The sequence below is a fragment of the Streptomyces albus subsp. albus genome (assembly GCF_000725885.1).
In the GTDB taxonomy this organism is placed as follows: domain Bacteria; phylum Actinomycetota; class Actinomycetes; order Streptomycetales; family Streptomycetaceae; genus Streptomyces; species Streptomyces albus.
The window spans coordinates 57,760-69,796 of record NZ_JODR01000011.1 but is presented as its reverse complement, the minus strand read 5'-3'; the positions used below and the strand labels follow the sequence as shown (position 1 = coordinate 69,796).

The window sequence follows — 12,037 nt, the reverse complement described above, 5'->3', positions numbered from 1 at the left end:
TGCCCACCGGACCCCCACGCCCGGCGGGCACCCGGGCCCGGTGCCGGACCCGCCCCGGCGCCGCGCCCTCGCCCCCCTCGGAGGCCCCCTCCCCGGAGGACCCGCCGGGGAGGAAAGGCCCGGGTGAAGTGCTCCCCGGGCGCACAACCCGACCGGCCCCCGGTGCAGGCGCGGCTTCTCCCGCGCACGGCCCGCACAGGGGCACCCGGGTGCGGCCTCCGGCCGGGTCTCAGTCCTGGGTGGAGGTGGACTGCTGGGCGGGGAGGGTGGGGGCCGCATCGGAGGTGCGGCCGGTCAGCGCGGCGAGGGAGGCCCGCACATGCGCCATGTGCTGCTTCAGTTCGTCGCCCTGCTCCGCGTGCTCCCGCAGCACCCGTTCGGTCTCCCGGGCGATGGCCTCTTCGCGGACCCGCGCCTGGGCGAGGAGTTCCTCCCCCTGCGCGACCGCGTCCTCGTGCCGGTGCCGGGCCCACTCCTCGGCCTCGGCGTGCTGCCGCCTGGCATCGGCGAGGACGTGCTGCCCGCGCTCGTCGAGGTCGGCGACGCGGGCGTCGCAGGCCGCCTCCTGTGCGGCGAGCTCCCGGTCGGTGGCGTCGGACTCGGCGGCCTGCTCCTTCTCCTGTTCGGCGAGGAGGGCGGCGCAGCGGCGGGACATCTCGCGGAGCGCCTCGGTGGCCTCCCGGACGACCTTGTCGGCCTGGGCGCGGGCCTGGGCGCGGAGTTCGTCGGCGTGGTCCTGCGCGGTCTCCACGGTGCGGGCGGCGGCGGCCTCGGCGTCGGCGCGGCGCCGGGCGGCGGCCTCGCGGGCGGTGTCGCGGAGGGTGCGGGCCTCCTCCTCGGCCTGTTCGGTGAGGGCCTGGGCCTCGGCCTCGGCGGCGGCCCGCAGGTCGGCGGCCTCGGCCTCGGCGGTGGCGAGGAGCCCTTGGGCGCGGGGCCCGAGGGCTTCGTAGGTCTGCGGGGGGAGGGCGGCGACGACGGCGTGGAGCCGTTCGATCTCCTCCGTCATCTCCTGGGCCTGCCGGGTGAGCTGTGCGGTGCGTTCCCGGGCGGCCTCGCGCTGGGCGTTCAGCTCGGTCATCCGGGCGTCGACCTGTTCGGGCCGGTACCCGCGGCCCCTGACGACAGTGAAGCCGTGCGGTGACGACGCACTCATATCGAGCCCCTTATCTCGGCTGTTCCGTCTCCTGATGCGATCCCGACGATCTTGGCGAGACCGGCCCGTTACCAGGATGCGTCACGTCACGGTGGTTGCCGTAATCGGCACATCACGGCGCAACTGATCAAAAAGCGCACGTGACCCGGATGGGTCCCACGCGACGACACTGCCCACACCAGGCACGCTGAGCCCGGGGTTCGCCACAGGAACGGTTGTTGTCCCTCCTTTCCCGTCCGTCAGCCCCCTGATCTCCCAGCCCATCCTTGTGAGTGACCCCACGGAGCCCATCCGGTCGACGGTGATCGCGTCGAGGACGGAGCCGGTGAACGCGTAGAAGCGGGGCGGGTCGGCCACCACCGAGGCCCCCGTGCCCTCCCGCACGAGAGCGCTCAGCAGCTGCCGCTGGCGTTTGACGCGGCCCAGATCGCCCTGCGGATCGCTGTAGCGGGCCCGGACGAAGGCCAGCGCCTGCTTGCCGTCGAGGATCTGGCAGCCCGCGTCCAGATCGGCGCCGGACTTCTTGTCGTGCAGCGGCGCCTTGAGGCAGATCCGCACCCCCTCCAACGCGTCGACCACATGAGTGAAGCCGAGGAAGTCGATCTCCGCGTAGTGGTCGAGGCGCAGTCCGGTGGCCTGTTCGACGGTGCGGGTGAGCAGTTCGGGGCCGCCCTGGGCGTACGCCGAGTTGATCTTCGCCTTGCCGTGGCCCGGCACGGGGACGTACGAGTCGCGCGGGAGGCTCACCAGATACGGGCCCGCCTCCCCGTAGTGCAGCAGCATCACCGTGTCGGTGTTGCGCTGTCCGCCGCCGCCCACATGGAGCTTCCGGCGCTGTTCGGGGGTCAGATCGGCACGGGTGTCCGAGCCGATGATCAGCCAGTTGGTGCCCTCACCGCGGGAGGGGCGGCCGGGGTAGTCGGCCAGCGCGTCGGTCTGCTTCAGCCGGGTGCCCGCCCACAGATAGGTCGCGGAGACGGCCGCGGCCACCACCAGGAAGAGCACCACGAGGGTCAGCACGGTGATCCTCGGCCACCGGCGTCTGTGGCGCGGGCGGCCCGCGCGGTGGAGGGTGCTGCTCTCCCCGTACATGGACCGAGCGTCTCGTGTACGGGGCGGGGCCGCGCGCGCTCGTGCTCCGTCCGGCGGAGAGGGCTCGCGCCTCACCCCGGCGCCGGCGGCCCGGTGCCGCCCCGCCCCGCCGGGGGCAGCGAGGGAGCACCGGGCCGGCCGGACGAGCGGGCGGTCCGACGGCCAGACGGTCAGGCAGTCAGACGGTCAGGCCGTCAGGCAGTCAGGCTGTCGCAGGGGGCGTCAGAACAGGCCGTCCCACATCTGTTCCAGCAGGACCGCCCACCAGTTCTCGGGGGAGCCGAGCGCCGCCGGGTCGAGCGCGGCGAGCTGCGCCTGGAAGTCGACGGTCCACCGTCCGGCCTGCTCGGGCGTCAGCCCGTACCGCAGCCGCCACATCCGGCCCAGCATGGCCATGCACCGTACGAACTCCGGCAGCCCGGTGTTGACGAACTGCGGCGCCGCCGCCGGCTGCCCGCCGGGCCCCGCCTCCAGCGGGACGGCGACGATGTGCGCCGTCCCGTACTGGACGCACAGCTGCCGGCCGAAGTCGGTGCCGACCACCAGGTACGACGCGGCGTCCGACGCGGGCTGCACCCCGCGTTCCTGGGCGAGCTCGGCCAGCGTCGGAATGGGCCTGCCCGGCTGCGCCTGGCCCCAGAAGAAGGGCCCCATGTCGAGGGGGACCCCGGCCCACACCAGGGTCTGCGCCACGATGTCGGGCACGCCCTGGCGGGAGACGGCCCGCTGGTCGAAGCGGAAGACGCCCTGCGGGCCGAACGCCTGCATCAGCTCCTGGCCGACGGCGTCGGGCGGCAGGGGCGGTGCGGGCGGGATCTGGCCGGGCGGCGGCAGCGGCACCGGGTTGGGCGCGGGCCGCGCGGGCGCGTCGGCGACCTGGTGCAGTTCGCCCTGGTGCTCGATCAGGTGGCGCATGCCCTGCTGCCGGGAGGCGTGGTCGGTGCCGTACGAGGCGGTGTGGCTGACCCGCACCTGCGGCCAGGTCTCCCGGATCATCCGGGCGCAGTAGCCGCCGGGCAGGTCGCACGGCTCCAGCTCGGTGTGCAGCTCCACCACCTGCTGCGGCGGCACGTTCATGGCCCGCAACTCGTGCAGCAGCTGCCATTCGGGGTGCGGGGTGCCCGGCGCGGAACGGCGGATGAGCTGCTGCTCGGAGCCGTCGTGCGCGCGGTAGCGCAGTACGGCCATGTAACCGGGGCCGACCGTCGGCAGACCGGACGGCGGCGGCTGTGCGGCGGCTCCCGGGGGCGGGGTGCCCATGCCGGGGGCACCGCCGGGGACCGCGCCGGGCGGCATGCCGACAGCGCCTGGCGGCGGGGTGCCGGGCGCGGCCGGGGGCGCCCCGGGTGGTGGGGGCGTGCCGGGGCCCACCGTCCCGGGACCGGCGAGCATCGTCGCGGCGTGGTGGACGTCACCGCCGGGAGCGGCGGGCGGTGGTGTGGCCGCGCCGCCGGGTGCGTCCGCGTCCGGCTTCGGGCCGCCGCCCTGGCCGACCTTCTCCGCGAGCTCGTCCGCCGAGACGAGCTGCGTGGGCACATAGCCGCCGCCCGCACCGCCGGACGAACCCTCGGTGCCGCCCGGGGCGCCGGGCGGGCCCGGCGGGGAGGGCGGCGGCGGGGTGGCGGAGCCGCCGGGGCGGGACCCGGCACCGGGGGTGCCGGGGGCGCCGGGCGGCGGGGGCACGGTGGGGCCGCCACCGCGGGCGGGCCGCGGCGTCCCGCGCGGGGCGCGGCCGGTGGCGGCGTCGGCGAGGTCACCGTCGCCGCCGGAGGCACCCGGCGCGGGGGGCGCACCGGGTGCGGGGGGCGCGGGGAAGCCGCCCTGGGAGGGGTCGGCGAGCATCGTGGCGGCATGGTGGACAGCACCACCGCCGGTACCGGTGCTGCCGCCCGCGCCGCCGTCACCCTTCGCGCTGTCGGCCTTCCCGCTGCCGCCCGTGCCGGTGTCGGCCGTCCCGGCGTCGCCCGTACCGCTACCGCCCGTGCCGGTGTCGTCGGCGTGGGGCGCGCCGTCCTGAGAGGGCCGGTCCGGTCCCGGGGCGGACGCGGCGGACTTCCCGGCCGCGTGATCCGGGGCGTCCGGATCGTCGAGCGCGGGAGCGATCGCCGTCGGCGGCAGCACACCGCCCTCGGGCAGCAGCGCCGTGCGGGCCTCGGAGCCGGGGGGCGGCGGGGTGTCGTCCTCGTCGCTGCCCATCAGCGGCGGCGCGAACACCGTCGCGGGGGGCTGCTGCGCCTCACCGCTGCCGAGCCCGCCGGTGTCCGCCCCGTCCCACGGGCTGGCCCCGGCGGTGGACCCCCCGGTGGGACCGGGGCCCGTACCGCCCGACGGTGTGGCACCGCCCGGTGCCTCGGGCCAGCTCGGCGCACCGGCACCACCCGTACCACTCGTATCGCCCGCACCGGCGTCGTCACCGGCCGGGCCCGACGAGGCGGTGCCGGAAAGGTCCCGGGACGGCGTGGAGCCCTGGGGCGGCGCGGAGGCCGGACCGGGGGCGGCGGAGGCACTGCCCGTGCCGGACGCGGACTCCGCACGCCGGTCGGGAATGCCCATCTTGTCGGCCGCTTCCTGAAGCCACTCGGGCGGTGTCAGCAGGAAGGACGTCGCCTCCAGATCGAGCCGCTGCTGCGGCGCGGCCGGAGGCGCGGCCGGCTCCTCCGCGCCGTACTCCTCCTCGTAGCGCCGGATGACCTCACCCACCGGCAGCGCGGGCCACAGCGTCGTCTCGCCGCTGTCACGGGCGATGACCAGGCGGGTGTTGCCGCCGTCCGAGACCGGGCCGCCCTCCCGGTCCTCGGCCCAGGCCACGAAGCCCAGGTCGAACTCGCGGACGCGCACCTCGCGGTGCTGGTACCCGGGTACGTCACCGTTGATCCAGTGCTCGGCACGCTCCTGGGCCTGCGCGAAGGTCACCATCGCGCTCTCACCTCTCCACAGGGACGGCGCGGGCGAAGCCGCCGTCCACCATCAGGTTCGCCACGGTCTCCAGCTCCGGCGGGTTGCCGGCCAGCCGCAGCAGGAACTCGTCGAAGTCGGTGCCGCACGGCCTCAGCAGACGCTCCACACGCTCCTGCACCTGCATGCCGTCGGCGTCCCGCGCGTCGTCGTACGCGCAGAACCACACCGAACCGGGCGCCTCCCCCTTCACCTTCACCGCGATCAGGCCGCCCTGGACGAAACCGACACCCAGATAGTCCTTGGTGAGGTGGTCGCGCAGGCACTTGTTGATGTAGACGAGGTCGTTGACGGCGGCGTCGTCGCGCACCGTGAAGAACGGCTGGTCCACCAGCAGGCCCAACTCCGCGTCCAGCGCGACCCCTTGCGGCGCGCAGCCTCCGGCGGCCTTGAGGAACGACCGGTAGGCGCCGGGCAGCCGGTAGCCGAGCCGCTCCTCGACGTCGGTGATCTGCCGCTCGGTGACGGCGGGCTCGGGACCGTGCGGCACGGCGAAGTGCGCGGGCCGGGTCTCCTGGAGCGGGCGGGTGCCGGTCTTCGTGTGGTCGACAGCCGCCGTGGCCAGCCCCCCGTGGTGCCGCAGCAGCGCCTTGACCTCGACGGGGATCAGTTCCATGCGGCGGCTGTGCGCCACGTGGTGCCAGGTCCAGCCGTGCGGGGTGGCGACCGGCGGCAGGTCCGACCAGAGTTCGTGCCCCTCGGCGTGCAGCGCGGCGTTGGCCGACACGTAGTCCGTCAGCCGCAGTTCGTCACCGCCGAAACCGTCCGGCGGCTCGGCGATCTCGGCCGCCGCACGGGCGTACGCGGAGAAGTCCGGGAACCCGTTGTGGTCGACCCGCACCCCGTGCGGATGGCGGGCGGCCCGGACGGGGTCCGGGAACTGCACGACCTGCCCGGCGTACGCCCGGTTCGGTGGCGCTGCGGCGTTTCCCTGGCCCTGGGGGCCGGGCGGTGCCCCCAGCCCAATCCGACCTGTCGTCATGGCGTTGGCCTTCTGCTGGTGCTGGCTGGTACCGAACAGCCTATGCGGTAGGACGATCGGCGGTCACCGCCCCCGCCCCCGGTGACCGGGGGCCCCGCCGCCGGCGCGGACACCCTGCGGCGGCCTCGCCACTCCCGCGCGGGAGGGCCCAACTCCCGCCGTACCGGCGCCGCTCGCCGGGCCCCTCCCGCAGGGCCGGCGGACGCCGCCCCTGCCGCGGGTCCCCCTTTCCGGCATCTTTCCGGCGCCCCTCCGGGCTCCCTTCCGGCGCCCCGCCCGGCTCCCTCCCGGCGTCCCCTCGCCTCCCGTCGGCGGCCGGTCGCGGCCCCGTCCCGGGTGCTCACCGGCAGCCCGTACGACGGGGGCGCGCGGGACGTCACCGGCCCTGTGCCGTGCGGTCCCGGCGCCGGGCGGCCGGAGCGACACCGGGGCATGACGCCACCGGGGGAATGATCGACTCGTGGGCCACACTGCATACTTGGGCGAGCCCCGGCACTTAAGGGGACACTCGGGGAGGAAGCTCCATTGCATATGGCACAACAGGCGCAGACACCACAGGCGCACATCGCGCCGCAGTCGCACACCGCCGCGTACGGCGGCGGTGACCCGCGCATCGGCTGGACGAACGCGGCCGACTCCCTCAGCGCGACCGCACCGGTACTCCGCCAGCGCCGCGACGGCATCCTTCCCGCCGTCGCCGCCGCGCTGTCCATCCGCGGCGAGACCCTCACCTGCACGGGCAGCAAGAGCGAACGCGCGCCCGTCCACCACCCCCTCGTCCAGGACTTCCTCGACACGCTGACCACCGAGCGGCGCTCCCGCAGCACCGGCCGCTGCCCCGAAGCGGTCCTGCTGTCCCGCTATCTGACTGCCACGGAGGCCGCCCGCGCCGACAAACGGGCCGGCCGCAAGCCCGGCAAGAACGGGAAGAACGGCCGCAGCGGCGCCGCGAAGGCCACCAAGGCGCCGCGTCCCGGCAAGCCGCCGAAACCGCTCACCCTCAGCGAGGCAAAACGTGCCCTCAAGCACGCCAAGCTGACCGCGCGCCGCATCAGGGAGGACGGGGACCCGCTGCACGGCAGCTACGTCCCGCCGTGCCGCTCCTGCGCCCCGCTGCTGGCCCACTTCGGCGTACGGGCCGTCGATCCCGCACAGGAGCGCGACCGATGACCACCCGTTTCCCCGTCGCCGTCGACGACCCGCTGCGCAACGCCGGGTGGCAGCCCGGACGGTGGGACATCCGGCAGGCCGAACAGTGGGCCGACACCCTGCGCGGCCATCTGTCACCCGGCGGGCACCGGCACGCGGTCTTCCCCGCCGCCGTCGAGGTCTGGGCGGAGTTCGGCGGACTGCACATCGTCCCCACCGGACCGGGACGGCACATCGCGCCCTCGGCCGTGCACATCGACCCGCTGAGCGGACTGCACGCGGCCCGTACGTTCAACGACCTCGGCCGCGCCCTGGGCACCCAGGTCTGCCCCATCGGCACGGAGGGCGAGTACACCGGACCGGGCGAGACCGCGGACGGGGACGACGGCGGGCACTACAGCGCGCTGCTGGCCATCGACGCCCAGCGCCGCGTCTACAGCCTCGACGCCACCGGCGACTGGTACCTGGGCATCGACTTCGACTCCGCGCTCTCCGCCCTGCTGATGGGGCACCTCCCCGCAAAGCTCAGCGCGGGCGCCCCGCCCGCCCCGCGTCCGGCCGACGACCTCACGCCGACGGACGCGGTCTGAAACTCCCGGCCAGGCCCCGACGGCAGGACCCGGCGGCAGGCCCCCCAGGTGACGCACCCGGCCACGACCGGCCCGCGACGGACACGGCCGAGAGTCACAGGGCACGGCTGACGGTCACAGGGCCAGCCGACGGGCACGAGCACAGCCGGACGGTCACGGGGCACGGCTGACGGTCACGAGCACAGCCGGACGGACACAGGGCACGGCCGACGGCCACGCGCGCAGCCGGACGGCCACAGGACCGGACGGACATCGCGCACGGTCGGGCGGTCACAGGGCGCGGCCGACGGACACAGACACGGCCGGGCGGTCACAGGGCACAGCCGGACGGCCACGCTCACAGCCGGACGGTCACGCCACAGCGGGACGGTCAGGAGCGCGCGTACGGGATGATCGCCGAGACCCGGAAGCCGCCCGCGTCCGTCGGGCCCGACACGAAGCCGCCGCCCAGCGCCGTGACCCGCTCGCGCATGCCCACCAGGCCGTTGCCCCCACTGGGCAGGCCCGCGTCGGCCGCGCCGTCCGCCGCCGGCTCGTTCTCCACCTGGAGCGCCACCTCCGCCTCGCGGTGCGCGACGCGTACCCGGGTGGCGGCCCCCGCCGCGTGCTTGTGGACGTTGGTCAGCGCCTCCTGCACCACCCGGTAGGCGGTCTGCTCCACCGTGGGCGGGCAGGCACCGTCCGGGGCGCCCTCGACGCTCAGCTCCACCGCCATGCCGGCCGCACGCGACTGGCCGACCAGCACCTCCAGCTGCGCCAGCGACGGCGCGTCCGGCGAGCCGGCCGGCCGATGCCCGCGGTGCGCGCCGCCGCCCGCACGGCCGTCCGCGGTGCCGTACGCGGAACCGTCCGCGGCGGCGCTGTTCCGGCCCCGGGCGTCCCCCGGCACCTCGCCGCGGCTGTCCTCGCGTTCTCCGGCCGCCCGGCCCGCGGCGGCCGGGGCGGCCGGGGCGAACGCGGCCGGGGCCGCCGTCGCCGCCGCGGGTCCGCCGCCGGAGGGGGCCGCGGGCGACGTGGAGCCGGCCGGGGCCGCCGCGGAGGGCGCGGGGGCGAGGGCGGCGGGCAGCGGCGATACCGCCGACGGGGCGCGGACGGCGTCCTTGCCCTGCCGGTCCGGGTCGCCGGACCGCAGCACGCCCAGCATCGTCCGCAGTTCGTCGAGGGCCTGGCGGCCCATGTCCCCCACCAGCGCGGCGTTCTTCGCCGCCTTCTGCGGGTCCTTGAGCGCCACCGCCTGGAGCGCCGCCGCGTGCACCACCATCAGACTGACCCGGTGCGCCACCACGTCGTGCATCTCGCGGGCTATCCGGGTGCGCTCCTCGTTGCGCGCCCACTCGGCGCGCTCCTCCGCCCGGTCGGCGAGCAGCGACAGTTCGCGCTCCAGACCGTCCGCGCGCTCCCGCAGCGACTCCACGAGCCGCCGCCTGGCCCCCACGTACAGGCCGAGCAGCACCGGCGGTGCGGTGACACCGATCGCCAGGGCGACGGCCACCAGGGGGACGAACCACCCTGGAGGATTGAAATCCGGTTCCTGTCCGACGCTCTGGTCCAGCCGGAAGGCCGCCATCGCCAGTATGCCGAGCGCCGCCATCGTGGCCAGCAGGCCGGTGATGCGCCGCGGCACCTCCGCCGCGGCGAGCGTGTAGAGGCCGACGACGCTCAGCACGGTGCCCATGTCGGCCGGTATCACGGCGATGGCCACCAGGACGACGGCTATCGGCCAGCGCCGGCGCAGCACCAGCGTCGCTCCCACGACGACGCCCAGCAGTGTCGCCAGTACGCCGGGCAGCCCCGTCTCGTCGGCGAAGCCCTGCCCCTGCAGCGCGCACTCCGCGGCGGAGACCGCCGCGAGAGTGACGTCGAGCACCGCACTCCGTGGCCGCTTCCACCACCACGGCCCGCCCCGCGTACGGTTTTCCCCCGTCTCGGTCATGCCGACCACCCTACGACCGGGCCCTGTCCCCTTTTCCGGCCGAGTCCCCGGAACGTCCCATTCCGCGCTTCCGTCCGCGATGGATGATTTAGCAGTCAATAACCCCTCCCCCGCGCACCCCTCGCACAGCCTCCACGCACACCTATACGAGGAACAGTTATTCCCCGTTCCATGAGGACGCGCGTACAGCAGAGCGCGGAGCCAGACCGTCGCATCGAAGGCCACCGGTACGGCATAGTGTGGGGAGCCGGTCCGGCACCCCGGAGAGGATGTCCGGATTGGCAGCATTGGCCATCCCCTGTGGTGTAATTGGCAACACTGCTCACTTTGGATGAGTTATTCCAGGTTCGAGTCCTGGCAGGGGAGCCCCTCCACTCCTCACGGCCCGCCCGGAGAGCCGCTTCACGCTCCCGACGGCCGGCCCCCGGGCCGCCGCCCCCTCTCCCGCGCGGCCCCTCCTCACACCGCCCGTCCCCTGCCTGCGGCGGACCCCCCGGTATCCTGCGGGGCAGCACCCACCCCCGAAGCCGAAGGGCACCCCCGTGAGCGTCACTCGCCCGGCAGCCGTCGTCGTTCTCGCAGCGGGTGAGGGCACCCGCATGAAGTCGGCGACGCCGAAGGTTCTGCACGAGATCTGCGGCCGTTCGCTGGTCGGCCACGTGGTGAGCGCCGCGCGGGCGCTGGACCCCGCACAGCTGGTCGTGGTCGTCGGGCACGCGCGGGAGAAGGTGACGGCCCACCTGGCCGGGCTGGACGCACAGATCCGCACGGCGGTGCAGCACGAGCAGAACGGCACCGGTCACGCGGTCCGGATGGCACTGGCCGAGCTGGCCGACGAGGACCTGTCCGGCACCGTGCTGGTGACCTGCGGCGACACCCCCCTGCTGCGGGGCTCCACACTCCAGCAGCTCGCGGACACGCACGCCGCGGACGGCAACGCGGTCACCGTGCTGACCGCCGAGGTCCCGGACGCGACCGGGTACGGCCGGATCGTGCGGGACGCGGCCGACGGCGCGGTGACGGCGATCGTGGAGCACAAGGACGCCACGGGCGAGCAGCGCGCGATCCGCGAGATCAACTCGGGTGTGTTCGCGTTCGACGGCCGGCTGCTGGCCGAGGCGCTGGGGAAGGTCCGCAGGGACAACAGCCAGGGCGAGGAGTACCTGACGGACGTGCTCGGCATCCTCCGCGAGGAGGGGCACCGGGTGGGCGCCTCCGTGGCGGCCGACCACCGGGAGATCGCGGGCATCAACAACCGGGTGCAGCTCGCCGAGGCCCGCCGGATGCTCAACGGCCGGCTGGTGGAGGACGCCATGCTGGCCGGGGTCACCGTGGTGGACCCGGCGACCACGTGGCTGGACGTGAGCGTGACGTACGAGCCGGACGCCGTGGTGCACCCGGGCACCCAGCTGCTGGGCGCCACGCATCTGGGCGCGGAGTGCGAGGTGGGCCCGAACTCGCGGCTGACGGACACCCGGGTGGGCGCGGGCGCGACGGTGAGCAACACGGTGGCGCAGGGCGCCGAGATCGGCGAGAGCGCGTCGGTCGGCCCGTACACGTATCTGCGCCCCGGTACGCGGCTGGGCCGCAAGGTGAAGGCCGGCAGCTACGTCGAGATGAAGAACGCCGTGCTGGGCGAGGGCACGAAGGTGCCGCACCTGTCCTACGTGGGCGACGCGGAGATCGGCGAGCACAGCAACATCGGTGCGGCGAGCGTCTTCGTCAACTACGACGGTGAGAGCAAGCACAAGACGACGGTGGGCTCGCACTGCCGGATGGGCGCCGACAACATGTATGTGGCACCTGTCACGGTGGGGGACGGCGCGTACAGCGCGGCCGGATCCGTGATCACCAAGGACGTACCGCCCGGCTCGCTGGCGGTGGCGCGGGGCCAGCAGCGGAACATCGAGGGCTGGGTCGCCCGCAAGCGCCCTGGTAGCGCGGCTGCGCTGGCCGCCGAGGCGGCGACGCGCGAGGCCGCGGACGGCGCGGCGCAGGCTGCGGACGAGCCCGCCGGAACGGCTGGAACGCCTCGTTCGGCGCAGGGTGCGGCCGGGCAGGTTCCGGCCGAGGAGGGTTAAGACCGGGTATCCGGTTGTATGACACGGGGCGTACGGTTATGGAGAGCCTGATTGGCCATGCGGCCGAAAACCGACGCCGCCCCCGCTAACCCGACGGCTAAC

8 protein-coding genes and 1 tRNA gene are annotated in these 12,037 nt (G+C 75.0%); 4 read left to right on the top strand and 5 right to left on the bottom strand.

Annotation, left to right across the window (positions count from 1 at the left end; all coding sequences use genetic code 11):
* Window positions 1-229 precede the first annotated feature (229 nt).
* From IO40_RS0114070 to IO40_RS0114055, 4 genes are all read right to left on the bottom strand, one after another.
* A complete protein-coding gene (locus IO40_RS0114070) occupies window positions 230-1,153 on the bottom strand; it encodes a coiled-coil domain-containing protein (protein ID WP_016472658.1) in 924 nt (307 codons plus the stop codon).
* Window positions 1,154-1,234: 81 nt separating this feature from the next.
* Window positions 1,235-2,245 carry an LCP family protein gene (locus IO40_RS0114065; RefSeq protein ID WP_106967431.1) on the bottom strand — a complete coding sequence of 337 codons (1,011 nt, stop codon included), beginning with the start codon at window positions 2,243-2,245 and terminating at the stop codon, window positions 1,235-1,237.
* A gap of 222 nt (window positions 2,246-2,467) precedes the next feature.
* Window positions 2,468-5,161, bottom strand: a complete 2,694-nt coding sequence (locus IO40_RS0114060; RefSeq protein WP_031175501.1) for an SUKH-4 family immunity protein — start codon at window positions 5,159-5,161, stop codon at window positions 2,468-2,470.
* Between the two features lie 7 nt (window positions 5,162-5,168).
* Window positions 5,169-6,182, bottom strand: coding sequence for an SMI1/KNR4 family protein (locus tag IO40_RS0114055; RefSeq protein ID WP_016472654.1), 1,014 nt, complete (start codon window positions 6,180-6,182; stop codon window positions 5,169-5,171).
* Window positions 6,183-6,713: 531 nt separating this feature from the next.
* Here IO40_RS0114055 and IO40_RS0114050 point away from each other — a divergent pair.
* Window positions 6,714-7,352: a YwqJ-related putative deaminase gene (locus tag IO40_RS0114050; RefSeq protein WP_033229974.1), complete on the top strand. Its 639-nt coding sequence runs from the start codon at window positions 6,714-6,716 to the stop codon at window positions 7,350-7,352.
* Entirely contained in the window at window positions 7,349-7,921 is a 573-nt protein-coding gene (locus IO40_RS0114045) for an SUKH-3 domain-containing protein (protein WP_016472652.1), read from the top strand. The genes IO40_RS0114050 and IO40_RS0114045 overlap by 4 nt, the downstream gene beginning before the upstream one ends.
* A gap of 370 nt (window positions 7,922-8,291) precedes the next feature.
* On the opposite strand, the gene IO40_RS0114040 is transcribed toward IO40_RS0114045, so the two are convergent.
* Window positions 8,292-9,854 carry a sensor histidine kinase gene (locus tag IO40_RS0114040; RefSeq protein WP_031175500.1) on the bottom strand — a complete coding sequence of 521 codons (1,563 nt, stop codon included), beginning with the start codon at window positions 9,852-9,854 and terminating at the stop codon, window positions 8,292-8,294.
* A gap of 294 nt (window positions 9,855-10,148) precedes the next feature.
* Here IO40_RS0114040 and IO40_RS0114035 point away from each other — a divergent pair.
* Both IO40_RS0114035 and glmU read left to right on the top strand, forming a co-directional pair.
* Window positions 10,149-10,220 (top strand) — tRNA-Gln (locus tag IO40_RS0114035).
* 176 nt (window positions 10,221-10,396) lie between these two features.
* Window positions 10,397-11,935, top strand: coding sequence for a bifunctional UDP-N-acetylglucosamine diphosphorylase/glucosamine-1-phosphate N-acetyltransferase GlmU (gene glmU, locus IO40_RS0114030; RefSeq protein WP_078565985.1), 1,539 nt, complete (start codon window positions 10,397-10,399; stop codon window positions 11,933-11,935).
* Window positions 11,936-12,037: the final 102 nt, after the last annotated feature.

What these genes read in the sequence shown, in the direction of transcription:
- IO40_RS0114070 (WP_016472658.1), bottom strand. Translation starts at nt 1,153, where the DNA reads ATGAGTGCGTCGTCACCGCACGGCTTCACTGTCGTCAGGGGCCGCGGG.
- IO40_RS0114065 (WP_106967431.1), bottom strand. Translation starts at nt 2,245, where the DNA reads ATGTACGGGGAGAGCAGCACCCTCCACCGCGCGGGCCGCCCGCGCCAC.
- IO40_RS0114060 (WP_031175501.1), bottom strand. Translation starts at nt 5,161, where the DNA reads ATGGTGACCTTCGCGCAGGCCCAGGAGCGTGCCGAGCACTGGATCAAC.
- IO40_RS0114055 (WP_016472654.1), bottom strand. Translation starts at nt 6,182, where the DNA reads ATGACGACAGGTCGGATTGGGCTGGGGGCACCGCCCGGCCCCCAGGGC.
- IO40_RS0114050 (WP_033229974.1), top strand. Translation starts at nt 6,714, where the DNA reads ATGGCACAACAGGCGCAGACACCACAGGCGCACATCGCGCCGCAGTCG.
- IO40_RS0114045 (WP_016472652.1), top strand. Translation starts at nt 7,349, where the DNA reads ATGACCACCCGTTTCCCCGTCGCCGTCGACGACCCGCTGCGCAACGCC.
- IO40_RS0114040 (WP_031175500.1), bottom strand. Translation starts at nt 9,854, where the DNA reads ATGACCGAGACGGGGGAAAACCGTACGCGGGGCGGGCCGTGGTGGTGG.